This window comes from Inquilinus ginsengisoli (assembly GCF_031453975.1).
Classification (GTDB): Bacteria; Pseudomonadota; Alphaproteobacteria; order DSM-16000; family Inquilinaceae; genus Inquilinus; species Inquilinus ginsengisoli_A.
Genome location: NZ_JAVDPW010000001.1, coordinates 205,680 through 232,570, shown reverse-complemented (window position 1 = coordinate 232,570; position 26,891 = coordinate 205,680). Strand labels below are relative to the sequence as shown.

The 26,891-nt window shown below is 70.5% G+C and carries 24 protein-coding genes; 18 read left to right on the top strand and 6 right to left on the bottom strand.

Going from position 1 to position 26,891, the window contains the following annotated elements; all coding sequences use genetic code 11:
• Positions 1–54: 54 nt before the first annotated feature.
• The 6 genes from E9232_RS01190 (at position 55) to E9232_RS01165 (ending at position 2,635) form a co-directional block, all read left to right on the top strand.
• Positions 55–582 carry a DUF2975 domain-containing protein gene (locus tag E9232_RS01190; RefSeq protein ID WP_309791631.1) on the top strand — a complete coding sequence of 176 codons (528 nt, stop codon included), beginning with the start codon at positions 55–57 and terminating at the stop codon, positions 580–582.
• A 6-nt stretch (positions 583–588) separates the two neighbouring features.
• Entirely contained in the window at positions 589–825 is a 237-nt protein-coding gene (locus tag E9232_RS01185) for a helix-turn-helix domain-containing protein (protein ID WP_309791630.1), read from the top strand.
• A 158-nt stretch (positions 826–983) separates the two neighbouring features.
• A complete protein-coding gene (locus E9232_RS01180) occupies positions 984–1,778 on the top strand; it encodes a MipA/OmpV family protein (RefSeq protein WP_309791629.1) in 795 nt (264 codons plus the stop codon).
• A 188-nt stretch (positions 1,779–1,966) separates the two neighbouring features.
• Positions 1,967–2,119, top strand: a complete 153-nt coding sequence (locus E9232_RS01175; RefSeq protein ID WP_309791628.1) for a hypothetical protein — start codon at positions 1,967–1,969, stop codon at positions 2,117–2,119.
• Entirely contained in the window at positions 2,113–2,283 is a 171-nt protein-coding gene (locus E9232_RS01170) for a hypothetical protein (protein ID WP_309791626.1), read from the top strand. The genes E9232_RS01175 and E9232_RS01170 overlap by 7 nt, the downstream gene beginning before the upstream one ends.
• Positions 2,284–2,443: 160 nt before the next feature.
• The gene (locus E9232_RS01165) at positions 2,444–2,635 is read left to right on the top strand and encodes a DUF6726 family protein (RefSeq protein WP_309791625.1); all 192 of its coding nucleotides are present in this window, start codon (positions 2,444–2,446) and stop codon (positions 2,633–2,635) included.
• Between the two features lie 7 nt (positions 2,636–2,642).
• Here E9232_RS01165 and E9232_RS01160 read toward each other — a convergent pair whose 3' ends face one another.
• Positions 2,643–3,905 (bottom strand): MFS transporter, encoded by a 1,263-nt coding sequence (locus tag E9232_RS01160; RefSeq protein ID WP_309791622.1) that lies wholly within the window; start codon positions 3,903–3,905, stop codon positions 2,643–2,645.
• 323 nt (positions 3,906–4,228) lie between these two features.
• Here E9232_RS01160 and E9232_RS01155 point away from each other — a divergent pair, with 323 nt between their 5' ends.
• A complete protein-coding gene (locus tag E9232_RS01155) occupies positions 4,229–5,464 on the top strand; it encodes an MFS transporter (RefSeq protein WP_309791621.1) in 1,236 nt (411 codons plus the stop codon).
• Between the two features lie 15 nt (positions 5,465–5,479).
• Here the strand turns inward: E9232_RS01155 and E9232_RS01150 are convergent, their stop codons facing one another.
• Positions 5,480–6,247: an alpha/beta fold hydrolase gene (locus E9232_RS01150; protein ID WP_309791620.1), complete on the bottom strand. Its 768-nt coding sequence runs from the start codon at positions 6,245–6,247 to the stop codon at positions 5,480–5,482.
• A 155-nt stretch (positions 6,248–6,402) separates the two neighbouring features.
• On the opposite strand from E9232_RS01150, the gene E9232_RS01145 reads away from it, so the two are divergent.
• The 7 genes from E9232_RS01145 to rpmG all read left to right on the top strand — a co-directional run bounded on the left by E9232_RS01145 (position 6,403) and on the right by rpmG (position 16,638).
• Entirely contained in the window at positions 6,403–6,858 is a 456-nt protein-coding gene (locus E9232_RS01145) for a cupin domain-containing protein (protein ID WP_309791619.1), read from the top strand.
• Between the two features lie 108 nt (positions 6,859–6,966).
• The gene (gene plsY / locus E9232_RS01140) at positions 6,967–7,617 is read left to right on the top strand and encodes a glycerol-3-phosphate 1-O-acyltransferase PlsY (RefSeq protein WP_309791617.1); all 651 of its coding nucleotides are present in this window, start codon (positions 6,967–6,969) and stop codon (positions 7,615–7,617) included.
• A 530-nt stretch (positions 7,618–8,147) separates the two neighbouring features.
• Complete coding sequence (dprA, locus tag E9232_RS01135; protein WP_309791615.1) at positions 8,148–9,275, top strand: DNA-processing protein DprA; 1,128 nt, start codon at positions 8,148–8,150, stop codon at positions 9,273–9,275.
• An 81-nt stretch (positions 9,276–9,356) separates the two neighbouring features.
• The gene (gene topA / locus E9232_RS01130; protein WP_309791614.1) at positions 9,357–12,050 is read left to right on the top strand and encodes a type I DNA topoisomerase; all 2,694 of its coding nucleotides are present in this window, start codon (positions 9,357–9,359) and stop codon (positions 12,048–12,050) included.
• A 274-nt stretch (positions 12,051–12,324) separates the two neighbouring features.
• On the top strand, positions 12,325–14,667 hold the full coding sequence (gene rnr, locus E9232_RS01125) for a ribonuclease R (RefSeq protein ID WP_309791613.1): 2,343 nt from the start codon (positions 12,325–12,327) through the stop codon (positions 14,665–14,667).
• 231 nt (positions 14,668–14,898) lie between these two features.
• Positions 14,899–16,347, top strand: coding sequence for a S41 family peptidase (locus tag E9232_RS01120; RefSeq protein WP_309791612.1), 1,449 nt, complete (start codon positions 14,899–14,901; stop codon positions 16,345–16,347).
• A gap of 123 nt (positions 16,348–16,470) precedes the next feature.
• The gene (rpmG, locus tag E9232_RS01115) at positions 16,471–16,638 is read left to right on the top strand and encodes a 50S ribosomal protein L33 (protein ID WP_309791611.1); all 168 of its coding nucleotides are present in this window, start codon (positions 16,471–16,473) and stop codon (positions 16,636–16,638) included.
• 74 nt (positions 16,639–16,712) lie between these two features.
• Here the strand turns inward: rpmG and E9232_RS01110 are convergent, their stop codons facing one another.
• The gene (locus E9232_RS01110; protein WP_309791610.1) at positions 16,713–17,081 is read right to left on the bottom strand and encodes a response regulator; all 369 of its coding nucleotides are present in this window, start codon (positions 17,079–17,081) and stop codon (positions 16,713–16,715) included.
• 214 nt (positions 17,082–17,295) lie between these two features.
• Here E9232_RS01110 and E9232_RS01105 point away from each other — a divergent pair, with 214 nt between their 5' ends.
• The 3 genes from E9232_RS01105 to E9232_RS01095 all read left to right on the top strand — a co-directional run bounded on the left by E9232_RS01105 (position 17,296) and on the right by E9232_RS01095 (position 20,567).
• Positions 17,296–18,594 (top strand): DNA polymerase IV, encoded by a 1,299-nt coding sequence (locus E9232_RS01105; protein ID WP_309791609.1) that lies wholly within the window; start codon positions 17,296–17,298, stop codon positions 18,592–18,594.
• 42 nt (positions 18,595–18,636) lie between these two features.
• Positions 18,637–19,713: a tartrate dehydrogenase gene (locus E9232_RS01100; RefSeq protein ID WP_309791607.1), complete on the top strand. Its 1,077-nt coding sequence runs from the start codon at positions 18,637–18,639 to the stop codon at positions 19,711–19,713.
• A 143-nt stretch (positions 19,714–19,856) separates the two neighbouring features.
• On the top strand, positions 19,857–20,567 hold the full coding sequence (locus E9232_RS01095; RefSeq protein WP_309791606.1) for a superoxide dismutase: 711 nt from the start codon (positions 19,857–19,859) through the stop codon (positions 20,565–20,567).
• A 163-nt stretch (positions 20,568–20,730) separates the two neighbouring features.
• Here the strand turns inward: E9232_RS01095 and E9232_RS01090 are convergent, their stop codons facing one another.
• From E9232_RS01090 to aspS, 3 genes are all read right to left on the bottom strand, one after another.
• Positions 20,731–21,546: an EipB family protein gene (locus tag E9232_RS01090; RefSeq protein ID WP_309791605.1), complete on the bottom strand. Its 816-nt coding sequence runs from the start codon at positions 21,544–21,546 to the stop codon at positions 20,731–20,733.
• Between the two features lie 68 nt (positions 21,547–21,614).
• Entirely contained in the window at positions 21,615–23,138 is a 1,524-nt protein-coding gene (locus E9232_RS01085; RefSeq protein WP_309791604.1) for an ABC transporter substrate-binding protein, read from the bottom strand.
• 268 nt (positions 23,139–23,406) lie between these two features.
• Positions 23,407–25,206 (bottom strand): aspartate--tRNA ligase, encoded by a 1,800-nt coding sequence (aspS, locus tag E9232_RS01080; RefSeq protein ID WP_309791602.1) that lies wholly within the window; start codon positions 25,204–25,206, stop codon positions 23,407–23,409.
• On the opposite strand from aspS, the gene E9232_RS01075 reads away from it, so the two are divergent.
• On the top strand, positions 25,108–26,868 hold the full coding sequence (locus tag E9232_RS01075) for an alpha/beta fold hydrolase (protein ID WP_309791601.1): 1,761 nt from the start codon (positions 25,108–25,110) through the stop codon (positions 26,866–26,868). The two genes, aspS and E9232_RS01075, sit on opposite strands and share 99 nt — an antisense overlap.
• The last annotated feature ends 23 nt before the right edge of the window (positions 26,869–26,891 follow it).

Genomic DNA, 26,891 nt, shown 5'->3' with positions numbered 1-26,891 from the left:
GATAAAGAGTGACTCATAGTCATCCTTATGATTCGACAGTGATGAGTCCCCTACATGAACCGCGTCGCGCGCCTCAGCAGCGTGCTCCGTCTTACCGTTACGGTCCTGGCCTGGCTCATCCTGCTGGCGACGATCCCGTTCCTGGTCTGGGTCGCCGTCTACGGCAACGCCGATCTGGCCCAGGACGTCAATGTCCCGGTGTCCGACCTGCCGCTGCTGCCGGTGGTGCTGTTCCTCGCGCTGTACACGCTGCGCTCGCTGGCGATGGTGGTGGCGCTGTTCTCGCTGCGCCGGATCCTCAACCATTTCGGCCGTGAGCAGTTCTTCACCCGGGAATGTGTCGTCGCGTTCCGCCGCATCGGGGTCCAGCTGGTGGCGCTGGCGGCGATCGACGTGCTGACGCCGGCCTTCACCTACGCGGCCCTGGCGGCGACCGAACCGCGCTTCGACCCGACCGACGTCTGGATTCTGTTGACCGATCTTCCCTTCATGCCGTTGGTGGGAGGCCTGTTCGCCCTGATCATGGCCCATGTCCTCGGACAGGCCGCCGATCTGGCGGAAGACGCAGCCCTGACGGTGTAGACCCGGATGCCGATCATCGTGCGCCTCGATGTCCTCCTCGCACAGCGGAAGATGAGTTTGACGGATCTGTCCAATGCGGTCGGGGTCAGCATCCCCAACCTCTCGATCCTGAAGACCGGCAAGGCGCGGGCGGTGCGGTTCTCGACCCTGATCGCCCTGTGCCGCCAGCTGGAGTGCCAGCCCGGCGACCTGCTCGAATACCTCCCGGGACCGGAGGACGACGCGCCGGTTCCGCCCGACTAGAGATCGCTTAACGGTCCTGATCGCCAGGGACCGCCCGAACCGGATGCGGAGACACCAGCGAGGATCGCCATGATCGCCCGCGACAGACGCCCCATGCCCACTCGCTAGGGCCCGGCCCCACCCGTCCACCACCCTGCTCTACCCCCAGCGAGGATCTGATGATCGCCCGCAACGCCCTTGCCTTGTCCGCCGCCACCGCCCTGGCGACCCTCGCCCCGCTCGCCATGGCCCAGACCGACCAGGGCCTGGCTGGTTCCGACGTCATCGTCGGGCTCGGCGTCGCCGGCGGCTTCGCCCCGGCCTATGAGGGCGCCGATGTCTACAAATTCCAGCCGGCCCCGGCGATCAGCCTGTCCTGGGGCGACACGCTGGTGGTCGAGAACGGCACCATCCGGGTGGCGGTGATCAAGACCCCCTGGCTGCAGGCCGGCCCGCTGGCCGCCTGGCGCCCGGGCCGGCAGGAAGATGACAGCCGCCGACGGCTGAGGGGGCTGGGCGACATCGACGATTCCTTCGACCTCGGCGCCTTCGCCCGGGTCGAGTTCGGCGGCTGGTCGGCCGGGATCGCCGCCCGGCAGGACGCGGTGAACGACGGCGGCGCCCTGGTCGACCTGACCACCGGCTACGCCCTGCCGCTGTCCGACAGCTTTACCCTCTCGCTCGGCGCCGACGCGACCTGGGCCAGCGACGACTACATGGCGGCCAATTTCGGCATCAGCCGGCGCCAGGCGCAGCGCAGCGACTACAGTGAGTTCAAGGCGGGGGCCGCCTTCAAGAACATCGGCGTGTCGCTCGGCGGATCCTATGCCCTGACCGAACGCTGGGCGCTGGGCGCCACCACCGGCTACCAGCGCCTGCTGGGCGACGCCGCCGACAGCCCGATCGTCAAGCAGGGCGGCTCGGCGGACCAGTATTACGGCTTCGTCAGCGTCACCTACCGCTTCGGCCTGTAGCCGCCGGAGCGCAACCCCAAGGGGTCGGAAGCGATGATCGCTTGCCTGTCCATCCTGCGTCGTCTGATTCGTGCCGTCACCCGCCTGGCGCGGCGCCCGCGGCGCCAGGGCCGGGTCGTCCGCCTGCTGCCGCATGGCGGCGCCCGGCTGCGGCCCGCGGCGCCGCCGCGGCCGTGGAGGGACGCGCCATGACCTTCGCCATGCTCTGGCTCGGCGGCATCCTGCTCTGCGCCGTGCCGTATCTCTGGGGCTATGCGCTGTGCCGGGTCGCCCGCGACGGCGCCCGTCCGATGCCTCTGAGCCCCGAACCGCCCCGCCGCACCGGAGGCCTGCGATGCTGACCTTCCTGCACCTCGCGCTGCACCGCATCGCCGACCGCGAGATCCAGGTTCAGGCGCCCGTCCGGCCCGGCGCGGAGCCGAAGCGTCCGCCCGCCTCCAGCCTGGCCAAACCGGCCTGGCGGCCGGCGAAGCTTCGCGTCGTGGAGACGCCCCAGCCGCTGTGACGATCGTCGAAACCCGGCATTGGGGGTGGACCCCGGGCGGCATGGTCGCCATCTATGGGGTGGGCCGGACCTGCTGGACGATCGCGAAACCAGGACCCCGTGCCGTCACGGCCGGGCGATCCGCGGCGGCACCGACGCCGCCAGCAAGCAAGGACGAGATATGGTGATCCACCGTTCCCGATACGGCCGCCCACTTGGCGCGCTGCTGCTTCTGGTCGCGGCCTTCGGCCTGTCCGGCTGCGGCGTCGTGGCCGCGCCGTTCCGTGTCACCGGCGCCGTGGTCAAGGCCGTGCCGATCGTGGGCCACCCCGTCGCCGCCCCGCTGGACGCCACCGGCGACGCGATCGACTAGGCCCCCCTCAACCCGGCGGGATGGCCGGCAGCGGCGCCGCCTCGGGCCGCCCCGACCGCGTCACCCGCCAGCCCAGGACCAGGGCGAGGGCCAGGAACACCGCCGCCAGGGCATAGGGCAGGCCGGGCGCGCCCAGGCCGATCGCCGGCGCGATCCCGACCGCGAAGGCCTGGGTGAACAGCACCGGCCCGACCATGCCGGTGATGCCGCGCAGCCCGCCCAGCGCCCCCTGCAGCCGCCCCTGCTCGTCGGCCCCGACCCGACGGCTCATCAGCGCCTGCAGCGCCGGGCCGGTCAGGCCCCACAGCGAGATCAGCGGGATCGCGGCCAGGAAGGCCCAGCCCACCGGCGCCAGGGCGAACAGGGCGAAGCCGGCGGCGCCGCAGGCCAACCCGGCGGCCATCGCCCGGCGTTCGCCCAGCCGGGCCACGGCGGGGCCGACCAGCGCCACCGACACCACCATCGACCCGACCCCGATCACCGCCAGCGACAGCCCGACCGCGGCCGCATCCCAGCCATAGCGCTGCATGACGTAGAGCACATACATGCTGGGCAACGATTCATGCGCCAGGTACATCAGCACCGAGGCGGCGGCGAGGCCGAACAGTGCCGGCTGCGAGCGCAGCAGCGCCATCGACCCGAAGGCGTTGGCGCCCTTCCAGGTGAAGCGCGCCCGCCGTTCGGGCGGCAGCGATTCCGGCAGGATCAGCAGGCCATAGGCGGCGTTGGCGAGGCTGAGCGCCGCCGCGATCCAGAACGGCAGCCGGAGGTCGATGCCGCCCAGCAGCCCGCCCAGGGCCGGGCCGCCGATGAAGCCGATGCCGAAGGCGGCGCCGAGCAGGCCGAACTTGGCGGCCCGCTGCTCCGGCGGCGTGACGTCGGCGATATAGGCGCTGGCGGTCGCGAAGCTGGACGCAGTGATGCCGGAGACCAGCCGCCCGACGAACAGCCAGGCCAGGTTCGGCGCCAGCGCCATCAGCACATAGTCGAGGCCGAGGCCGAGATTGGACAACAGGATCACCGGCCGCCGCCCGAAGCGGTCGGACAGCGCGCCCAGCACCGGCGAGGCCAGGAACTGCATCGCCGCCCAGGCGAAGCCGAACAGCCCGGTGATCGCGGCCGCCCGTTCCATGTCGCCGCCCTCGAAGCCGACGATCAGCTTGGGCAGCACCGGCGCCATGACGCCGAGCGCCAGCATGTCGAGCATGACGGTGACGAAGACGAAGGCGACCGCGGCGCGGCCGGGCTGGCGCAAAGGCTGGCTGGGCATCTCTCACTCCCGAAAGGCCGCGCAGTCTTCTCCCGGATGCACCCACCCCGTCTTGGACGGATTTAACCACGGTTCGAGACGGCGCCTGCCTGTCTAAGTTCTTGCTGTCATTGCCCGGCTTGACCGGGCAATCCAGGGGCCACCAAGAGCCGCTCTGGCCGCCCCTGGATGCCACGGTCAAGCCGTGGCATGACAAGTAAGGGGGGCCTGGGACAACCCGAAAGCCCACCATCTCCCACATCAGGGCAGCCATCGCGGCGACCCGGTTTCACCGGGGGCGATCACCCGCTATGGTCGGCGGCCTCAGCAGCAGCGCCGCCCCCATGACCGACGACGACCCTTCGCCCGCCGCGTCCGGAAGCATCTTCCGCCACCGCGGCTTCGCCTATTACTGGACCTCGCGCCTGATCGCGACCTTCGCGGTGCAGTTCGTCAGCGTCGCGGTCGGCTGGCAGGTCTACGACCTGACCCGCGACCCGTTCGACCTCGGCCTGGTCGGGCTGGTGCAGTTCCTGCCCTCGCTGCTCCTGGTGCTGGTCACCGGTGCCGCCGCCGACCGCTACAACCGGCGCAAGATCATGGGGATCTGCATCGCGGCGGAGATCCTGTGCGCCCTGGCGCTGCTGGCGCTGACGCTGGCCGGCGACCACCGGGTCTGGCCGATCTTCGCCGTCCTGGCCGGCTTCGGCATCGCCCGCGCCTTCCTGGGCCCGGCGGTGCAGTCGCTGCTGCCCAACCTGGTGCCCACCGCCGAGCTGTCGACCGCGATCGCCTGGAACTCCTCCTCCTGGCAGATCGCCACCATCACCGGCCCGGTGGTCGGCGGCCTGCTCTACGGCGTGGCGCCCGAGGCGCCCTATGCCATCGCGGCGGTGCTGATGGCGGTGTCGATCGCCCTGGTCGCCCTGATCCCGAAACCGGCGCAGAAGACGGTGCCGGAGCCGGCGAGCTGGGAGACCCTGGGCGCCGGCTTCCGCTACATCTGGGGCGAGAAGATCGTGCTCGGCGCGATCTCGCTCGACCTCTTCGCCGTGCTGCTGGGCGGGGCCACCGCGCTGATGCCGGCCTATGCCCGCGACATCCTGGATGTCGGGCCCTGGGGCCTAGGCCTGCTGCGCGCCGCCCCCGGCGTCGGGGCCCTGGTCACGGCGATCTGGCTGGCCCGCCGGCCGATCACCGACGCCGCCGGCGTGATCATGTTCGTCTGCGTCGCCGGCTTCGGCCTGTTCACCAGCGTGTTCGGCGCCTCGACCCTGCCCTGGCTGTCGATCGTGGCCCTGGCCTTCATGGGCGCCTTCGACATGGTCAGCGTCTATGTCCGCGAAAGCCTGATCCAGCTGTGGACACCGGACGCGCTGCGCGGCCGGGTCAACGCCGTGAACATGGTGTTCGTCGGCGCCTCGAACGAGCTGGGCGAGTTCCGCGCCGGCATCTCGGCGTCACTGCTCGGCGTGATTCCCGCCGTGGTGATCGGCGGCGTCGGCACCATGCTGGTCGCGGGCTTATGGTCCAGCTGGTTCCCGCAGCTGCGGCGGGTCCGGCGGCTGGACCACGCCTAGGAAGGCCAGGTCGGATCAGCCGTCGAGGAAATCGGCAATCGCCGTGCCGAGCTCCGGCTTGGCCACGGCGCTCATATGGTTGCCGGGAATCGCGGCGTGCCGGCCGTTCGGCAGGGCGGCGGCCAACGCCTCGGCCGAGCCGTTGTCGTCATCCTCGGCGCCGGCCAGCACCAGGACCGGCCGGTCGATCCGGGCCAGCGCCGCGCGCGGCGTGTCGACGAAGGTGTCGAGGATGCGCAGCAGCGCCACCGGGTCGCCGCCGACGGTCTTGAGGAAGGCTTCCGCCATCCATTCCGGCGTGCCGCGCTCGAAGCTGCCGAGATGGGTCAGGATGTGGCGGAAATGGCTGCCGCGCCCGGCGGCGTCGACGATCCCTTCCAGCCCCATCCCAGCCACGATGGCGCGGCCCGGGGCGGCGCCGCGCGCCAGCATGCGCACCACCGTCCGCCCGCCCAGCGAATAGCCGCCGAGGTCGTAGTCGCCGAGGCCGAGATGGTCGACCAGGGCGAAGCCGTCATCGGCCAGCACGTCGGGCGGATAGGCGGCGGCCTCGTGCGGCCTGGCGCTGTCGCCATGGGCCCGCAGGTCCGGCATGATCACGCGGCGGCCGCGCGCTGCGATCGCCGCGGCATGGCCATAGCGCAGCCAGTTGACGAAGGCGGTCGAGAAATAGCCGTGGATCAGCACCACCGGCCGCCCCTCGCCCATCTCACGATAGGCCAGCTCGGTGCCGTCGCGGCCCCGGAAGCGGTGCACGGGAAGGTCGGTCGGGGAGCTTGCCAAGGGTCTGGTCCATCGGTTGCGGGCGGTCGGCCGCGCCATGTTGCCGATGTAGCGCGATCCGGCAAAGGCGCAATCGCCGCGTAGCCTGGACCGGCCAGCCTGGGGGTCTCGGGGTTCGCCCCGGCCGGCCCTCCACGGACAACAGGCAAGCGACCATGACGGCATCCCCCAACCCACCCGCCCGCACCACCACTTCCCAGGAGGAATGGATCGGGACGAGGCCGGGCGAGCACTGCCTGATCCGCGTCTCGGCCGAGGACACCGGCGGCGCCTATTCGGTGGTGGAGATCGTCTCCGACCCCGGCGACGGCACGCCCCTGCACGTCCACCAGAACGAGGACGAGCATTTCCTGATCCTGGAGGGCACGGCCCGCATCAACTACGGCGACCGGACCTTCAACGCCAAGGCGGGCGACACCGCGACCCTGCTGCGCGGCATCTCCCATGCCTGGCGCAACGCCGCAGACATCCCGCTGCGCATGGTGGTGACCTGCACGCCCGGCGGCGTCGAGGATGTGTTCCGCATCATCGCCCGGGGCGGCGAGATCGACCTCCCGGCCCTGGCCGCGAAGTCCAAGGTCCAGGTCCTCGGCCCGGTGCCGACCGACTGAGGCTTTCCCGGGAAGGCGGGATCCGGCCGACCGGACCCCGCCGCACAATCCCGTTCCCCTCGCCCGCGAAATCGCGATGATGGTGCCGGCGCAGGAACGGATTCGCTCATGTCCTCATTCGATCCCACCTCGATCTGGGCGCTCGGCGCCGCGGCGCTGCTCGGCTACCTCCTCGGCTCGATCCCGTTCGGGCTGGTGCTGACCAAGGCCGCCGGCCTGGGCGACATCCGCAGCATCGGGTCGGGCAACATCGGCGCCACCAACGTGCTGCGCACCGGCCACAAGGGCCTGGCCCTGGCCACCCTGCTGCTGGACGGCGGCAAGGGCGCGGTCGCGGTGCTGATCGCCGGGATCTTCGACCCGACCCTGGCGGTGCTGGCCGGCGGCGGCGCCATGCTGGGCCACATCTTCCCGGTCTGGCTGGGCTTCAAGGGCGGCAAGGGCGTGGCCACGGCGCTGGGTACCCTGCTGGCGGTGATGTGGCCGGTCGGCGTGCTGTGCTGCCTGGTCTGGCTGGTGATGGCCCTGCTGTTCCGCATGTCTTCGCTGGCCAGCCTGACCGCGGTCGCCGCGGCGCCGGTGCTGGGCTGGGCGCTGTCAGACGTGCCGATCTTCGGGATGGTCTGGACCGATTTGCTCCGCGCGGCCCTGGCCCTGTTCATCGCCGTGCTGGTGTTCATCCGCCATGACGGCAACATCCGCCGCCTGCTGCGCGGCGAGGAGCCGAAGATCGGCCAGAAGAAGCCCGCAGAGGGCTGAGGCCTGTCGGACACCCGCTCGTATTGCCTCCCCCGCCTCCCTTCCCCGTCATTGCGAGCGTAGCGAAGCAATCCATCGGGCCGTTCATGCGGCGCCATGGATTGCTTCGTCGGCTTCGCCTCCTCGCGATGACGGTCTAGGGGGCGGGAAAGCCCGGCGATCCGGGCGCAATAGTCGATTCCGGCCATCGCCTGTTTGACCGCCTCGACCTGCGTCGCGCGGGCCACCGCCATCAGGATCTCGGCCAGCCGCTCCAGCACGCGCAGATGCCGCGCTGACCGCTCCTCCGGGGGAGCGGCTGGGGCTTGCGGTGTCTGGGCGATCTGCATCTTGTCCATGGAACATATCATGAACTAGGATCGCTGGTTAAAGATAGTGCACATAATGTTTACCACCGCCCGAGGATGGCAATGACGGTCGGGAACCAGGCGTCCGGGCCGGGGATCCGCCGGCCTCGCCCGCTCTCCCCGGACGGCGGCCCGGCAAGTTGCGGGTTGACCGCGCCGCCGTCGCCCCGCGAAGCTGCAGGCATGACGACGCCACGGCGCCCCCTGAGCGAGGCCGAACGGATCGACTGGCTTCGCCTGGCCCGGACGGACGCCGTTGGCCCCATCACCTTCCATATGCTGGTCGCCCAATGCGGTTCGGCCCGCGCCGCGATCGAGGCCCTGCCGGAGCTGTCGCGCCGCGGCGGCCGTAGGTCGGGCCTGCAACCGCCCCCGGTGGCCGCGGCGGAGCGCGAGCTGGAGGCGCTGGCGCGGATCGGCGGCCGGCTGGTCGCGCGCTGCGAGCCCGACTACCCCCTGCCGCTGGCCCTGATCGAGGACGCGCCGCCGGTGCTGTCGCTGCGCGGCCGCGCCGACCTCGCCGCCCATCCCATGGTCGGCATCGTCGGGGCGCGCAACGCCTCGCTGAACGGCCGCCGCTTCGCCCGCGACATGGGGCAGCAGCTGGGCGCCGCCGGCCTGACCGTGGTCTCCGGCTTCGCCCGCGGCATCGACACCGCGGCGCATGAGGGGTCGCTGGCCGCCGGCACCCTGGCGGTGATGGCCGGCGGCCTCAACGTCATCTATCCCCCGGAGAATGCCGGCCTCTACGACCGCATCGCCGAATCCGGCCTGCTGGTGGCCGAATGCGCGCCCGGCACCCAGCCGACCGCCCGGCACTTCCCCCGCCGCAACCGCCTGATCTCCGGCCTGTCGCTCGGCATCGTGGTGATCGAGGCGGCCTTGCGCTCCGGCTCGCTGATCACCGCCCGCCTCGCCGCCGAGCAGGGCCGGCAGGTGCTGGCGGTGCCGGGATCGCCGCTCGACCCCCGGGCGCAGGGCTGCAACCGGCTGATCCGCGGCGGCGCCACCCTGGTCGAATCGGCCGAGCATGTGATCGAGGCGCTGGCGCCGCAGATGTCCCGGCCCCTGCTGCGTGAGCCGCCGGCAGCGGCGCCGCAGCCGACGTTTAGCGGCCCGGTGGCGGGGCCGCAGGAGGCCGAAGCGGCCCGCGCCCAGGTGCTCGAACGGCTGTCGCCGACGCCGACGGCGGTTGACGAACTGTTGCGCGATTGCCAATTGTCACCGCCGGTGGTGCTGACCGTGCTGCTGGAGCTCGAACTCGCCGGTCGGATCGAGCGCCAGCCCGGCAACCGGATCAGCCTGCTCTGACGCGCCGCCCTCAAGCGATGCGTGCGTTTCCAGGCATCGCCCCCCCGGCGGTGCTGTCGTTATAAGATCGAGTGTGGCGCTTTGGCAGACCAGACCCTCGTCATCGTCGAGTCGCCCGCGAAGGCTAAGACGATCAACAAATACCTCGGCAGCGACTACACGGTGCTGGCGAGCTTCGGCCATGTCCGGGATCTCCCGGCCAAGGACGGCTCGGTGCGGCCGGACGAGGATTTCGCGATGGACTGGGAGCTGGCCGACCGCGGCAAGTCCCGGATGGACGAGATCGCCCGCGCCGCCAAGGACGTCACCCGCGTGCTGCTGGCCACCGATCCGGACCGCGAGGGCGAGGCGATCTCCTGGCATGTCCGCGAGCTGCTGCGCGACCGGCGCGGCCTGAAGGATGTCGAGATCCGGCGGGTCACCTTCCACGAGATCACCAAGGCCGCCATCCTCGAGGCCATCGCCCATCCGCGCGACCTGGACCAGGAGCTGATCGAGGCCTATCTGGCGCGCCGGGCGCTGGACTACCTGGTCGGCTTCACCCTGTCGCCCGTCCTGTGGCGCAAGCTGCCGGGGTCGCGCTCCGCCGGCCGGGTCCAGTCGGTGGCGCTGCGGCTGATCTGCGAGCGCGAGCTGGAGATCGAGCGCTTCAAGGCGTGCGAGTTCTGGAGCATCGAGGCGGTGTTCCGCACGCCGAAGGGCGAGGAGTTCACCGCCCGGCTGACCCATATCAACGGCCGCAAGCTCGACAAGTTCGACCTGCCGGACGAGGCCTCGGCCAAGGCCGCGGTGGCGACCATCGACCCGCTGGCCTTCGCCATCGCCGCGGTCGAGGCCAAGCAGGTGCGGCGCCACCCGTCGCCACCCTTCACCACCTCGACCCTGCAGCAGGAGGCGTCGCGCAAGCTGGGGATGAGCGCGACCCAGACCATGCGCACCGCCCAGCGGCTGTATGAGGGCGTCGACATCGGCGGCGAGACCGTCGGCCTGATCACCTATATGCGGACCGACGGCCTGACCCTGGCCGGCGAGGCCATCGCCCAGGCCCGCCAGGCGATCGGCAACCTGTACGGCCAGCCCTATGTGCCGGCCCAGCCGCGGGTCTACAAATCGACCGCCAAGAACGCCCAGGAAGCGCATGAGGCGATCCGCCCAACCGACCTGGCCCGCCGGCCCGAAGACGTCACCCGCTTCCTGTCGCGGGAGGAGCTGCGGCTGTACGAGCTGATCTGGAAGCGCACCATGGCCTGCCAGATGGAATCGGCGGTGCTGGACCAGGTCATCGTCGACGTCGCCGACGAAAGGCAGACCGCGGTGTTCCGCGCGGTCGGCACCGTCATCCGCTTCGACGGCTTCCTGAAGGTCTACCAGGAGGACCGCGACGACCCGGTCGCCCCAGGCGAGGAGACGGATGAGGGCCAGCGCCGCCTGCCCGCGGTGGCCAAGGGCGACGCGGTCGAGCGCCGCAAGACCCTGCCGGAGCAGCATTTCACCCAGCCGCCGCCGCGCTTCACCGAGGCCAGCCTGGTCAAGCGGATGGAGGAGCTGGGCATCGGCCGCCCCTCCACCTACGCCTCCATCCTGCAGGTGCTGCAGGACCGCGAATATGTCCGGCTGGAGAAGAAGCGCTTCTTCCCCGAGGATCGCGGCCGCATCGTCACCGCCTTCCTGGAAAACTTCTTCAAGCGCTACGTCGAATATGATTTCACGGCGAAGCTGGAGGAGCAGCTCGACGACATCTCGGGCGGCAAGCTCGACTGGAAGCAGGTGCTGCGCGACTTCTGGGCCGCGTTCCACGCCGCGATCGACGAGACCAAGGACCTCAAGATCGGCGACGTGATCTCGGCGCTGGACGAGGCGCTGTCGAGCCATCTGTTCCCGCCGAAGAGCGACGGCACCGACCCGCGGCTGTGCCCGTCCTGCGCCAAGGGGCGCCTCGGGCTGAAGCTGGGCCGCACCGGCGCCTTCATCGGCTGCTCGAACTATCCGGAATGCCGCTTCACCCGGCCGCTGGGCGTGCCCGGCGAGGAGGGCAGCGCCGAGGAATCGGCCCTGCCGCGCCTGCTGGGCGAGGACCCCGCGACCGGCCTGCCAGTGTCGATCCGCAAGGGCCCCTACGGCATCTACGCCCAGCTGGGGCCCAAGGACGAGGCCGCGAAGGACGAGGCGGCCAAGGCCGAGAAGCCGAAGCGCGCCTCGCTGACCAAGGCCCAGGACCCGATGGCGATGACGCTGGAGGAGGCCCTGGCACTGCTGTCGCTGCCCCGCGAGATCGGCCGCCACCCCGAATCGGGTGAGCCGATCCTGGCTGGCATCGGCCGCTACGGCCCCTATCTGAAGCATGGCGACAAGTACAAGAACCTGCCGCCGGAAGAGGACGTGCTGAAGATCGGCATGAACCGCGCGGTCGACCTGCTGGCGGCCGATGCCGCCAAGGGCCGGGCCAGCGCCGAGCCGCTGCGCGAGGTCGGGCCACATCCCGAGGGCGGCGATCCGATCAAGGTCTTCGCCGGCCGCTACGGCCCCTATGTCCGCCACGGCAAGGTCATGGCCTCGCTGCCCCGGGGTGTCGAGCCCGAGGCGGTGACGGTGGAGCAGGCGCTGGTCTGGCTGGCCGCCAAGGCGGCGAAGGGCCCGGTCAAGGGCGGCCGAGGCCGGTCGGCACCCAAGGCGGCGGCACCCAAGGCCGCTGCCGCCAAGAAGGTCCCGGCCAAGGCGAAAGCCGCCCCGAAGAAAGCCGCCGCACCGGCACGCAAGACCAAGGCCGCGGAGTGAAGCTCACCCCTTCCCTTCTATCGACCCGCACTTTTGCGAGTCCCCCCTCCCCTCGCGGGAGGGGGTTAGGGGGAGGGGGTTTGCGCCGGGGGAGTTGTTCGACACCGACAGGCCCGGTGGCTGCCAGATCCCGATTCCGCATTAGCGGCTCGCTTCGATCGACAGCCCCCTCCCCCTACCCCCTCCCGCGAGGGGAGGGGGGACTTGTTTTCTCTGCCGGTGACGACGGCTGCGCCGACCCAGGAGCGGCAGGCCAATCCCTGTCGGCCATATCATGAACGAGCCCCCGACCCGGAAGCCGCCGGTCCGCAGGCCGATCAAGCGGAGGAAGGTCCGTAACGTCGTCATCCCGGAAAAGACGCCGCTGGGCAAGGGCAAGAAGGCGGCCAAGCCGTTCCCGACCCGCGAGCAGATCCTGGAGTTCCTGCAGTCGCGCGACGACACGGTGGGCAAGCGCGAGATCGCCCGCGCCTTCCATGTCACCGGCGACGACCGGGTGCGGCTGAAGGAGCTGCTGCAGGAGATGGCCGAGGCCGGCCAGCTGGAGAAGCGCCGCGGCCGCCGCATGCGGGTGCCCGGCGCCGCCCTGCCCGGCGTGGCGGTGCTGCGCGTCGTCGCCATCGACAGCGAGGGCGAGGCCGTGGCCCAGCCGATGCGCTGGGAGGAGGCGGAGCCGCCGCCCCGCATCGCCATGGCGGCGGAAGGCCGCGGCCAGGGCGCGCTGGCGGTCGGCGACCGGGTGCTGGCCCGGCTGGAGGAGAACGAGGACGGCAGCTGGACCGGCCGGACCATGCGCCGGCTGGAGAACCAGGCCGATGTCCGCGTGGTCGGCGTGTTCCGCCGCGGCCGCGACGGCCAGGGCCGCATCGTGCCGGTCGACAAGCGCGCCCGCGACACCTGGCCGGTGCGCGAGGGCGACACCGCCGGCGCCCAGGACGGCGACCTGGTCGAAGGCCTGGTCGAGGCGTCGGACCGGCTGGGGCCCCGCCGCACCGTGATCACCGGCCGCTTCGGCGATGCCGAGGATCCGCGCTCGATCAGCCTGATCGCGATCCACGCCGCCGGCATCCCCACCGAGTTCCGGCCCAAGGCGCTGGCCCAGGCCGAGGCCGCCGAGCCAGCCGCGCTCGGCAAGCGGGTCGACCTGCGTCAGATCCCGCTGGTCACCATCGACGGCGCCGACGCCCGCGATTTCGACGACGCGGTGTGGGCCGAGCCCGACCCCGACCACCCCGGCGGCTGGCACCTGATCGTCGCTATCGCCGATGTCGCGCATTACGTGCCGCCGGGGTCGCCGCTGGACCGCGACGCCTTCGAACGCGGCAATTCCTGCTACTTCCCCGACCGCGTCGTGCCGATGCTGCCCGAGGCGCTGTCGAACGGGCTGTGCTCGCTGCGGCCCAACGAGGACCGCGCCTGCCTGGCCGCCGACCTGTGGATCGACGAGCACGGCCAGCTGAAGCGGCACCGCTTCCGCCGCGGGCTGATGCGGTCCTCCGCCCGGCTGACCTACGAGCAGGTGCAGGCCGCCCGCGACGGCCAGCCGGACGAGACCACCGGCCCGCTGGTGGAGACGGTGATCGCCCCGCTGTACGGCGCCTATGAGACGCTGCTGGCGGCCCGGGCGAAGCGCGGCACGCTGGAGCTCGACCTGCCCGAGCGCAAGGTCAACCTGGGCGAGGATGGCCGCGTCGCCTCGATCGGCATCCGGCCGCGGCTCGGCAGCCACAAGCTGATCGAGGAGTTCATGATCGCGGCCAATGTCGCGGCGGCGGAGACGCTGAGCGACAAGTCCCTGCCCGCGCTGTACCGCGTCCACGACCAGCCCGACCGGGCCCGGCTGGAATCGCTGAAGGAGTTCCTGGGGCCGCTCGGCTACATCCTGTCGCTGGGCCAGGTGATCCGGCCACGCGTCTTCGGCCAGATCCTGGAGCGGGCCGAGGGCCGGCCGGAGGAGCTGATGGTCAACGAGATGGTGCTGCGGTCCCAGGCCCAGGCGGTGTACAGCCCGGACAATCTCGGCCATTTCGGCCTGGCCCTGCCGCGCTACGCCCATTTCACCTCGCCGATCCGGCGCTATGCCGACCTGATGGTGCATCGCGGCCTGATCCGGCTGCTGCATCTCGGCGACGACGGGGCGACCGAGGAGGAGCTGTCGCGGCTGGACGAGATCGGCACCCACATCTCGGTCACCGAGCGCCGCGCCGCCCAGGCCGAGCGCGACGCGATCGACCGCTACCTCGCCAGCTGGCTGTCGGACCGGATCGGCGCGATCCTGCCCGGCCGCATCGGCGGCGTCGCCAAGTTCGGCCTGTTCGTGAAGCTGGACGAATCGGGCGCCGACGGGCTGGTGCCGGTCTCGACCCTGCCCGACGATTTCTACGACTATGACGAAGCGGCCCAGGCCTTGATCGGCCGGCGCTGGAACCGCGTGTTCCGGCTCGGCGCCAAGGTCCGGATCCGGGTCACCGAGGCCGACCCGCTGACCGGCAGCACGGTCTTCGCCCTGGTCGATGCCGGCCACGGCGCCGATCTGGAGGGGATGGCGCCGCTGCCGACCCAGCGCCGCCGGGTCAGCGACCGCGGCCCCAGGTCGCCCTGGAAGCCCCGGCGCTGAACGCAGGCCTGCTGCGCTGCAATATCGCCTTTTTCCTGACAGATCCGTAGCCTAGGATGGGTGGGACCAGTGCTGGGGCCGGAGTTGCATTAAGTGTTTCGTCAGAAGCGTTTCGCGGCTGTTGTTGCGGCGCTGCTCGTGCTCCCGGGCTGTATGGCTTCCGCCCCGGACCCCTCCCTGCCCCAGGCCGAGTCCGAACCCCGTGAAGCCGGCCATTTCTCCGATCCTTCGGTGTTCACCGTCGGCTTCGGCCGGATCCAGGAAGTCTATCTGGTCAAGGAAGATTTCGGGAAGCTGGCCCTGGACGGGCTGAATGGGCTGAGCAAGCTCGACGACACCCTCAGCGCCCGCCGTGACGGCACCCAGGTGCAGCTGATCCGGGCCGGCCATGTCTTCGCCGATTTCGACGCCCCCGCCCCCGACGCCGCCTATGACTGGGGCACCCTGGCCGCCTCGTCGCTCGACGCCGCCTCGCTGGCCTCGCCGAAGGTCGCCACCGCCGGGGTCGAGGCCGGCTACCAGGCGATCTATGACGGGCTGCTGGCCGATCTCGACCCCTATTCCCGCTACGCCAACCCGGACCGCGCCCGCGACGACCGCGCCACACGCGACGGCTACACCGGCGTCGGCATCGTCCTGAGCCAGGACGAGAAGGGGCGCGCCGTGATCGGCGACGTCTTCCCGGACACCCCGGCCGCCCGCGCCAATCTGCTGAAGGGTTCGCTGATCATCGCCATCAACGGCGTGTCGGTGGAGGATGCGAAGGTCGACGAGATCGCCGACCTGATGCGCGGCCCGGTCGGCACCAAGGTCGACCTCACGGTGCGCGAGCCCAGGGGCGGCAGCCGCACCGCGACCATGATTCGCGAGAAGGTGATCGAGAACATGGTCCGCGCCCAGGTGCGCGACAATGTGGTCATCGTCAAGCTGCTGCGCTTCAACACCACCAGCGCCGCCGCCGTACGCAACGCCGTGACCGGCCAGTTGCACGGCCTCAACGGCCGGGCCCGCGGCATCATCCTCGACCTGCGCGGCAATCCGGGCGGGCTGCTCGACCAGTCGGTCGCGCTGGCCGACCTGTTCATGGAGCGCGGCCCGATCATCTCGACCCGCGGCCGCAACCCGGACAGCGTCCAGAACTTCAACGCCCATGGCGAGGACATCACCGGCCACCTGCCTCTGGCCGTCCTGGTCGACGGCCACTCCGCCTCGGCGGCGGAGGTCACGGCGGCGGCGCTGCAGGATTCCGACCGCGCGATCCTGGTCGGCTCGACCTCCTTCGGCAAGGGCAGCGTCCAGACCGTGACCCGGCTGCCCAATGACGGCGAACTGTTCCTGACCTGGAGCCGGATCTACGCGCCCTCGGGCTACACCTGGCACCGCCAGGGCATCGTGCCGACGGTGTGCACCAGCAGCAGCACCGAGACCGACGCCAAGACGGTGATCCAGGCCTTCCGCGCCGGCCAGCTGCCGCGCCCGGCCGACATGATCGCGGACCGCTTCGCTGCGCCGGAGGACGACAAGGCCCTGCGGCGACTGCGCAGCGTCTGCCCCTGGCAGGTGCATGACGCCGATCTCGACATCAACGTCGCCGTCGACCTGCTGACCGACCCGGCGCTCTACGCCCAGGCGATGGGCGCCCAGGACATCCACGCTGTCGCCGCCACCCACGAGCCGTAGAAGCCCGCGGCTGGAGGCTGCGATGCCCATCGCCGGGCTTGACTCGCGCGCGCCGGACGGTATGGTGCGCGCTCCCCGGCCCGTGATGCGGCGCCGAGCATCATTGATATTGGAGCCAGCATCATGGCGAAGCCGAGCACCATCAAGATCCGCCTGAACAGCACCGCGGACACCGGGTTCTTCTACGTGACCAACAAGAACCCGAAGACCAAGACCGAGAAGCTGACGCTGCGCAAGTACGACCCGGTCGTGCGCAAGCATGTCGATTTCAAGGAAGGCAAGATCAAGTAAGCAGGCCTCGCGCTGCTTAGCTTCGATCTTCGCGTCGACGAAGCCCCGCCCTCGGCGGGGCTTTTCGCGTTGGCCTATCCGTCGAGATGCCGCCGCACCGTGGCGATGAAGCCGGCCACGCTGATCGGCTTGGAGATGTAGTCGTCGCAGCCGCCGGCGCGGACCATCGCCTCGTCGCCCTTCATCGCCAGGGCGGTCACCGCGATCACCGGGATCGGCGCCAGCGCCTCATCCGCCTTCAGCCATTTCGTCACCTCCAGCCCCGAGATCTCCGGCAGCTGGATGTCGAGCAGGATCAGGTCGGGCCGGTGCGCCCGCGCCAGCCGCATCGCCTCGGCGGCGTTGTCGGTGCCGATCGTGGCGTAGCCATTCGCCTCGAGCACATCGACGAACAGCTTCCGGTTCAGCTCGTTGTCCTCGACGATCAGCACCGTCTTCGCCATGGCTCGATTCCCCCCTCGCGCCGCTTCCGGCGGCGCCCCCGATGGCAAGGATCGGCCCCCGCATCATGCGTTGTAAAGGCCGCGCGGATCACAACCGCAGATGAGCCTTCGATCGGCGGCGCCGTCGCCCTCCCTGCACCGCTGACGGCCGGGTACAAAAGGAGTACGATGCGCGCCATGACCGAACCGTCCGGGCGCCGCGGCGTTCCCTTCCATGTCTCCGCGGCCACAGCAGGCTGACCTGCTGCCAGGCCTGTGCCGGGACTGCGGCGCGCATCCGCCGCCGGGCGCGCGGCGCTGCGCCAAATGCGGGTCGCCGCGCCTGATCCGCCATGCCGAGCTGCACAGCCTGACCATCGCCCATCTCGACTGCGACGCCTTCTACGCCACGGTGGAGAAGCGCGACCGGCCGGAGCTGGCGGCCCTGCCGGTGGTGGTCGGCGGCGGCACCCGCGGCGTGGTCTCCGCCGCCTGCTATGTCGCCCGGCTGTACGGCGTGCGCTCCGCCATGCCGATGTTCAAGGCGCTGGAGGCCTGCCCCGACGCCGTGGTGCTGCGCCCCGACATGGCCAAATACGCCGCGGTCAGCCGCCAGATCCGGGCGGTGTTCCTGGCCGCCACGCCGAAGGTCGAGCCGCTGTCGCTGGACGAGGCCTTCCTCGACCTGTCCGGCACCCAGGCGCTGCACGGCCGCAGCCCGGCCGAGACCTGCGCCGCCATCGCCCGGCAGGTCGAGCGCGAGATCGGCGTGACCCTGTCGATCGGCCTGGCGCCGAACAAGATGCTGGCCAAGATCGCGTCGGACCTGGACAAGCCGCGCGGCTTCGCCGTGATCGGCCGGGCCGAGGCCATGGCCTTCCTGGCCGACAAGCCGGTCGGCATCATCCCCGGCGTCGGCCAGGTGATGCGCGAGAAGCTGTTCAGCGACGGCATCCGCAGCGTCGGCGACCTGCGCCGGCTGGACGAGAGCCGGCTGGTGCGCCGCTTCGGCGTGTTCGGCCGCCGGCTGTACCGCTACGCCCGCGGCGAGGACCAGCGGCCGGTCGACCCCGACGGCGAAACCAAGAGCATCTCGGCCGAGACCACCTTCAACACCGACATCCAGAACCCGCAGGCGCTGCAGCGCGAGCTGTGGCCGCTATGCGAGACGGTGGCGGCACGGCTGAAGAAGCAGGAGCTGGCCGGCGGCACCGTGGTGCTGAAGCTGAAGACCGCGGGCTTCCGGCAGCTGACCCGCAGCCATCGCCTGGCCGACCCCACCCAGCTGGCCGAGACGATCTGGCGCACCGCCGCGCCGATGATCGAGCAGGTCGCCACCGGCGAGGCCTTCCGGCTGATCGGCATCGGCTGCAGCGACCTGGTCGAGGGCCGCCTGGCCGACCCGCCGGACCTGCTGGACCCCGCCCCGGCCCAGCGCCGCGCGGTGGAAGCGACAATCGACGCCGTGCGCCGCAAGCTGGGCCCGGATATCATCGCCAAGGGCCGGTCCGGCCCGCCGCGGCGAACCGGGTGAGTCGCGCCGCGGCCTTGCTTTGACCTCAGGGACGACAGCGACATGCGCCATCACAGGATCGCGGCGATACCGGGCGACGGCATCGGCGGCGAGGTCATCGCCGCGGGGATCGAGGTACTGCAGGCCCTGGCCGCCCGCGACGGCAGCTTCGGGCTGGCCTTCGAGAGCTTCGACTGGGGCTCGGACTACTACAAGGCGCATGGCGTGATGATGCCGGCGGACGGGCTGGCGCGGCTGAAGCCGTTCGACGCGATCTATTTCGGCGCGGTCGGCGCCCCCGACGTGCCCGACCACGTCACCCTGTGGGGCCTGCGCCTGGCGATCTGCCAATCCTTCGACCAATACGCCAATGTCCGCCCCACCCGGCTGCTGCCCGGCATCGCCGGGCCGCTGCGCGATGTCGGGCCGGCGGATCTGGACTGGGTGATCGTGCGCGAGAACTCCGAGGGCGAGTATGCCGGCCAGGGCGGCCGCAGCCATCGCGGCCTGCCGGAGGAGGTGGCGACCGAGGTCGCGATCTTCACCCGCGCCGGCGTTACCCGCATCATGCGCTTCGCCTTCGCCCTGGCCCGGTCGCGCCCGCGCCGGCACCTGACCGTGGTCACCAAGTCGAACGCCCAGCGCCACGGCATGGTGCTGTGGGACGAGATCGCGGCCGAGGTCGCGGCCGAGTTCCCGGAGGTCACCTGGGACAAGATGCTGGTCGACGCCATGACCATGCGCATGACCCTGAAGCCGCGCACCCTGGACACCGTCGTCGCCACCAACCTGCATGCCGACATCCTGTCCGACCTGGCGGCGGCGCTGGCAGGGTCGCTGGGCATCGCCCCGACCGCCAACCTGAATCCGGAGCGGCGCTTCCCCTCGATGTTCGAGCCCATCCACGGCTCCGCCTTCGACATCACCGGCCAGGGCATCGCCAACCCGATCGGCACCTTCTGGACCGCGACGATGATGCTGGACCATCTCGGCGAGGCCGCGGCCGGGCAGCGGCTGATGCGGGCGATCGAGCGGGTCACCGCCGACCCGGCGCTGCACACGCCCGACCTCGGCGGCCGGGCGACCACCCGCGCCGTCACCGACGCCGTGATCGCCGCCATCCAGGGCGACAACGCCTGAGGAGAGGCCGCGCGTCGTTCGGTCGCGGCGTGTGATCCGCTATGGGCGCAGCCTCATATGAGGGGAAGACTGCGTCCGTCCTTCTCCCTGGTCTCGACGCGATCCGCTGGCCGCCGGCCGGCGCCAACCCGAGGAAGAGCCCCATGAACCCCATGCTGCCCCTGAATCGGCGTGAAGCCCTGATGCTCGGCGGTGCCGCCGCCCTCGCCGCCACCGCCGCCCCCCGCCTGGCGGCAGCCCAGACCGCGGCCGCGGCGACCGGTCCGTTCAAGCAGCCGAAGCTGCCCTTCGCCGAAAGCGCGCTGGCCCCGACCATCAGCGCCGAGACCGTCGGCCTGCACTACGGCAAGCACCACAAGGCCTATTTCGACACGCTGAACAAGCTGGTGCCCGGCACGCCCTATGAGTCGATGACCTTGGCCGAGGTGGTGGTGAAATCCGCCACCAACAAAGACACCGCGATCTTCAACCAGGCCGGCCAGGCCTGGAACCACGATCTGTACTGGGAGCAGTTCACCCCCGGCGGCCCGAAGGCACCGCAGGGCCAGCTGGCCGCAGCCATCGCCGACGCCTTCGGCGACCAGGCCGGCCTGGTCAAGGCCACCACCGAGGCCGCCGGCAAGGTGTTCGGCAGCGGCTGGGTCTGGCTGGTGGCCGATGCCGGCAAGCTCAGCCTGGTCGGCAGCTCCAACGCCGACTCGCCCTTCGCCCATGGCGGCCAGCCGCTGTTCGGCATCGATGTCTGGGAGCACGCCTACTATCTGGACTACCAGAACCGCCGCCCCGACCACGTCAAGGCCGTGCTCGAGACCATCGTCAACTGGTCGATCGTCTCGGACCGGCTGGGGGCCTGAGAGCCCATTCGACAATGCTACTGGTGCGGCCGTCTGATGGCGGTTTCTGCGCTTCCGGTGCTCGCGGACGACCATGTCCGCTGCGCGCCGGTTCTCGAAACCACCACCAGCCGACTCGCACCAGCGCATTCTCGAACGGACTCTGAAACCGAAGGGCCTAGACTCAATCGCAGTGCGGCGCCTCGATCGGCTCGATCTTGTCGAGCTTCGCGGCCATGGCGAAATCGCCGTAGTCGATGACGATCTGGTCGGCGATGCCGTTCTCGAACAGGCGCTGCCGCAGCTCGTAGCCGGGCAGTTCCACGTTCTCGTCCTTGTCCTTGGCCGTCCCGAGAGTGAAGAACGCCATGCTGACGGTGTGCGACGGGCCGCGCAGCAGCGGGTCGGCCGACGGCTCGCCCGACTTGGCGCGGCCGATGGCGACGCTGACATATTGCGGCCCGTCGGTGGAGCTGCCGTCGAAGAAGCCGGCGGTGAAGATCGGCCGGCCCGCCTGCATCGCGCCGATCAGCCGCTCCATATGCATGGTCGGGAACAGGCTGCCGGCCGGGATGCCCTGCTCGAGGTCGGCCGGGGTCTTGAACACCGCATCGCCCTGCCCCGCCCCGTCGAGCTGCGCCGTGCCGCGGATGTCCTCGTTGTCCTTGCCGTTGGTGGAGGAGCTGAGATTGTAGGTCAGCTCATGCCCATCGGCGGATTCCCAGCCGGCGTAGCGGGTCTTGCGCGTCAGCGTGTCGCCCGAGGCGTAGACCATCGCCACCTGGTAGTTCTGCTCGAAGCTGGAGCCGTCGCAGGCCGTGGCCCAGCGATACTCCATCTGGCCGTCGATCGCGATCACGCTGCGCTGGCCGCGCGTCATGTCGAGCTTCAGCGAATAGATCGCCCGGTGCGGCTGCAGCACCACGGTCGGGGCCGCCTGGGCGGCGCCGACCGGCAGCAGGAGGGCGAGAAGGGCGAGGGAGGAGAGCCTGCATTGCATCGCAGCATCTGAGCCCGAGCCGCGGGCGGACGCAAGGCCCACGGCGTCGCCCCTCACTGGGCCGCCCCTCACTTGGCCGCTTCGATCTTCACGCCCTGCAGGCGGATCAGCCCGTCGGGATAGGCGGTGAAGCCGGTGACCGCCCGGCGCATCCCCCACACCGAGGTGTAGTGGTAGAGCACGATCTGCGGCAGATCGGTCAGGAAGACCCCGGCCGCCTGCCGGTACAGGGTCGCCCGGCGCTCGTCGTCGGTGGTCTCGCGGGCCTGGGCCAGGATGCCGTCGAAATCCGGGTTGCAGTAGCGGCCCCAGTTCTGGAATGCCTCGCAGCCGGCCCAGGCCGCGATGTTGGCGTCCGGGTCGGGCCGGCCGCTCCAGATCGCGATCGCCGCCTGGTAGTTGCCGTCATTGGCGCTGGCGGCCAGGGCCGCCGCCTCCAGCGCCTGGACCTTGATGTCGAAGCCGGCCTCGCCCGCCATCGCCTGGATCATCTGCCCGACCTGCTGGGTGACCGGGTTGTTGGTCACCAGCAGGGTGAAGGACGGGCTCGGCACACCCGCCTCGGCCAGCAGGGCCTTGGCCTTGTCGAGGTCGCGGGCCGGCAGCGGGTGGCCGGGATCGTAGAACCGCGTCCCCGGCCCTTCCGGCTGGTTGCTCGGGGTGAACAGCCCGTCATAGGCGACGGCGTTGATCGCCTCGCGGTCCAGCGACAGCTCCAGCGCCTGCCGCACCTTGGCGTTCTGCCCGATCGGGCTGTTGGCCTGGTCGCCGTGATGGATGTTGAAGGTGATCAGATCGTAGGCCAGCGACGGCGCCTGGACCAGCGCCACATCCGGGTCGTCGCGCACCGACGGGATGTCGGTCGGCGCCACATGCTCGACGATGTCGAGGTCGCCGGAGCGCAGGTTGAGCAGCCGCACGGTGCCGTCGGGGATCGGCAGGTATTCGACCGAGTCGAGGAAGATCGCGTCCTTGTTCCAGTACCGGTCGAAGCGCTTCAGCAGGATGTGGTCGCCCTGGCGCCGCTCGACGAACTGGAACGGGCCGGCGCAGACCGGGTGCAGGCCGATGGCGTCTCCCGCCGCGGCGACGGCCTTCGGCGACAGCATCATGCCGGCACGGTCGGACAGCACCGCGATCAGCGGCGCATAGGGCCGCGACAGCGTGATCTGCAGCGTCAGGCGGTCGACCACGGCGATGCTGTCGATCGGCTTCAGCTCGGATTTCCGGCGCGAGACCGGGGCCGAACGGTAGCGTTCGAGATTGGCCTTCACCGCCGCCGCGTCCAGCGGCTCGCCGTCATGGAACACCACGCCGTCGCGCAATGTCAGGGTGAGGACCTTGTTGTCGGGAGACCAGGTCCAGCCGGTGGCGAGCTGGGGGGCGAACCCGCCCTCCGGGGTGGCGGTGACCAGCTTGTCGCACAGGGCCGCGAAGATCTCGCGCCCGGAGACGGACCCGCCCTGCGCCGGGTCCAGGATATCAGGGTCGGCATCGATGCCGATGCGGATGCCGGCCGCGGTGGCCGGCGATGCCATGACATGCATGGCGACGAGCGCCGCAATGACGGCTCCCCCACGAAATCCCAGCATTCGAGTGCTTCCCTGCTTGTTTTGGTCTGCCGGCAGGGCAAACCGCCCGGCGCCGGGCCAGGGATGCAGGCTAACACACTTGTCTGACGAGTCGACCCGATGCGGCGACCGGCGATCGCCTATCGGCTTCCGCCTCACCCCCAATTGTCACTGCCCGGCTTGACCGGGCAGTCCAGGGGCCACCAAGAACTGCTCCGGCCGCCCCTGGATGCCACGGTCAAGCCGTGGCATGACAATAAATGCTGAGACTCGAGCCCCGATCTGCGGCTCAGCCGGCCTTCTTCGGCAGATCGAGCTTGATCGAGAGCTCCTTCAGCCGGGCCGCATCGACCTCGGCCGGGGCGCCCATCAGCAGGTCCTCGGCGCGCTGGTTCATCGGGAAGGCGATGACCTCGCGGATGTTCGGCTCGTCCGCCAGCATCATGACGATGCGGTCGATGCCGGGGGCCGAGCCGCCATGCGGCGGGGCGCCGAAGCGGAAGGCCGACAGCATGCCGCCGAACTTGGCCTCGAGCTCGTTGCGGCCGTAGCCGGCGATCTCGAACGCCTTGATCATGATCTCCGGCTTGTGGTTCCGGATGGCGCCCGAGGACAGCTCGATGCCGTTGCAGACGATGTCGTACTGGAACGCGTTGATGGTCAGCGGGTCCTGCGTCTCCAGCGCCTCCAGCCCGCCCTGCGGCATCGAGAACGGGTTGTGGCTGAAGTCGATCTGCCCGGTCTCCTCGTTCAGCTCGTACATCGGGAAGTCGACGATCCAGCAGAACTCGAAGCGGCTGCCGTCGATCAGCTCCATGTCCTGGCCGATCCGGGTGCGGGCGAAGCCGGCCATCTTGGCGGCCGCGGCCGGCAGGTCGGCGATGAAGAACACCGCGTCGCCATCGGCGGCGCCGGCCGCGGCGCGCAGGGCGGCCTGGGCCTCGTCCGGCAGGAACTTGGCGATCGGGCCCTTCCCGGCCCCGGCCTCGAACAGCACATAGCCGAGGCCCGGCGCTCCCTGCTCCTGCGCCCAGCCGTTCAGCTTGTCGAAGAAGCTGCGCGGGCGGTCGCCCACCGCAGGCGCCCGGATGGCGCGTACCACGCCGCCCTTCTCGATCACGCCCTTGAAGGCGCGGAAGGTCACGTCCTCACGGGCGAAGACCGAGGTGACGTCGCAGATCACCAGCGGGTTGCGCAGGTCCGGCTTGTCGTTGCCGTATTTCAGCATCGACTCGGCATAGGGGATGCGCGGGAACGGCCCGGCGGTGACGGCCTTCTTGGTGCCGGTGAAGTCGGCGAACTCCTCGAACACGCCGCGCAGCACCGGCTCGATCGCCTGGAACACGTCCTCCTGGGTGACGTAGCTCATCTCGAAATCGAGCTGGTAGAACTCACCCGGGGAACGGTCGGCGCGGCTGTCCTCGTCGCGGAAGCAGGGCGCGATCTGGAAGTAGCGGTCGAAGCCGGCCACCATCAGCAGCTGCTTGAACTGCTGCGGCGCCTGCGGCAGGGCGTAGAACTTGCCGGGATGCTGGCGCGCCGGCACCAGGAAGTCGCGCGCGCCCTCGGGGCTCGACGCCGTCAGGATCGGCGTCTGGAATTCGCGGAAGCCCTGGTCGATCATGCGGCGGCGGATCGAGGAGATGACCTCGCTGCGCAGCACGATGTTGCGCTGCATCTTCTGGCGGCGCAGGTCGAGGAAGCGGTGGCGCAGACGGGTGTCCTCGCCGGCCTCCTCGTCGGACGCGACCTGCAGCGGGATCACCTGGGCGGCCGACTGCAGCACGAAGTCGTCGATCCGCACCTCGATGCCACCGGTCGGCAGCTTGTCGTTCGAGGTCTCGGTGTTGCGCTTGACCACGGTGCCGGTGATGGTGACGACGCTTTCGACGCGCACCGCCTCGGCCGCCGCGAAATGCGGGCTGTCGGTGTCGACCACGCACTGGGTCAGGCCGTAATGGTCGCGCAGGTCGAGGAACAGCAGATTGCCATGGTCGCGCTTGCGATGGACCCAGCCGGACAGGCGGACGGTCTGGCCAGCCTGTTCGGGACGGAGCTGGCCGCAGGTGTGGGTGCGGTAGGGGTGCATGGGAGCGCTCTCGGACCAGGGCATGAAACGCCGGTCAGTGACACTCCACGCGCCGGCCTGTCAAGCCGCGGCTGGATAACCCAGACCTCCTTCGACAGAATGGCTGCCGCTTCGCCTCGACAACGGCCCGTGAGCGGCATGCGCCGGATCCTCTCCCTCCTGCTCGTCCTCGCCGCCTCCGGCGCCGTCGCGGAGGAGCCGCAGCCGCCATTCTTCACCGCCCGGGACTGCCCTGCCGGCACGGCGCTGCCGGAGGGGATCGCGGTGCAATGCGGCACCGTCACGGTGCTGGAGGACCGCACCCGCCCGGACGGGCCGCGCATCGCCCTGGCGGTGGCGACGCTGTGGCGGACGGGGCAGGACCTCGCGCCCGATCCGCTGCTGTTCATCCAGGGCGGGCCCGGCCTGCCGACCCATCTCGGCCCCGGGGATCTCAAGGTCTGGGCAGGCATGGTGAAATCCCGCGAATGGCTCGGCCGACAGCGGCTGGTCTTGTTCGACCAGCGCGGCGTCGGCGCGTCGCCGATCCTACCGAGCGGTTGTTCTCCCCTCGACCCCAACGCCGTCAACCGCACGGTCGACCACCTGCAGCCGCCGCGGGCGGCGTGGCTGGCGGACCTGCGGCGCAGCGCCAAGGAATGCTGGGCCCGCTACCGGGACAGCGGACACGGCCCAGGCAACATCACCACGGCGACCATCGCCGCGGATGTCGCGGATCTGCGCCTTGCCCTCGGCTATCCCGCCTGGAATCTCTGGGGCATGTCCTTCGGCTCCCGCGTTGCCCTCGCCGTGATGCGGGATCATCCGGAGGGGATTCGGTCGGTCATCGTCGAAGGCGTGGCCCCGCCGGAAGCGAATCTCGTCCGGGACCACTTGGCCGATCTGGGCAGTGCCTTCGATGCCCTGGTCGGCACCTGCCGCGACGATGCCGATTGCGACGCGGCCTTTCCCGATCTGGAGCGGCGCTACTTCGCGCTGGCGGCGGCACTGGACGCACACCCCCGGATCGCCCCGGTCACCGTGCCCGATGAGCCGACGGTCATGGCGCGGATCGATGGCTGGGCCCTTCGCGACCTCACCTTCCAGATGCTGGGAAGCCCCGAGAGATCCCGCTTCCTGCCGCTGCTCGTCGCCGAGGCCGAGGCCGGGAACATGCGCCTGCTGGACTCGATGAAGACCTGGCAGGTTCTCGTCGCCGAAATCGAGCAGGAGGATCTCGCCAGCGACGTCTATGCCTCGGTGATCTGCGCCGACCTGCTGCCGACGGAAAGCGATTGGGCCGATCGGGCCCGGTCGCAGGATCCGCGCTTCGCCGATCAGGTCTGGAATCCTCAAAGCGACGGCTCCTGCGCCGCATGGCCGGTGGCGCGCAGCCCGGCCGGCGATGCCGCCCCTGTCACGAGCGCGATCCCGACGCTGCTGATCTCCGGCGCCTTCGATCCGATCACGCCGCCCGGTCGGGCCGAGGCGGCTGCGAAACGGCTGGCCAATGGCCACAGCTACGTCTTTCCGGGACAGGGCCACGGCGTTCTGATCCGCGGCCAGCCCTGCGCCCGCAGGATCGCGAACCGCTTCCTCGACGACCCCGGCAGCCGCCCGGACGACGCGTGCTTCACCAGCCTCGCGCCGCCGATCTTCGAGCCGCCGTCACGGCGCCCGTGATAATCTCGGCGGCATGAGAATCG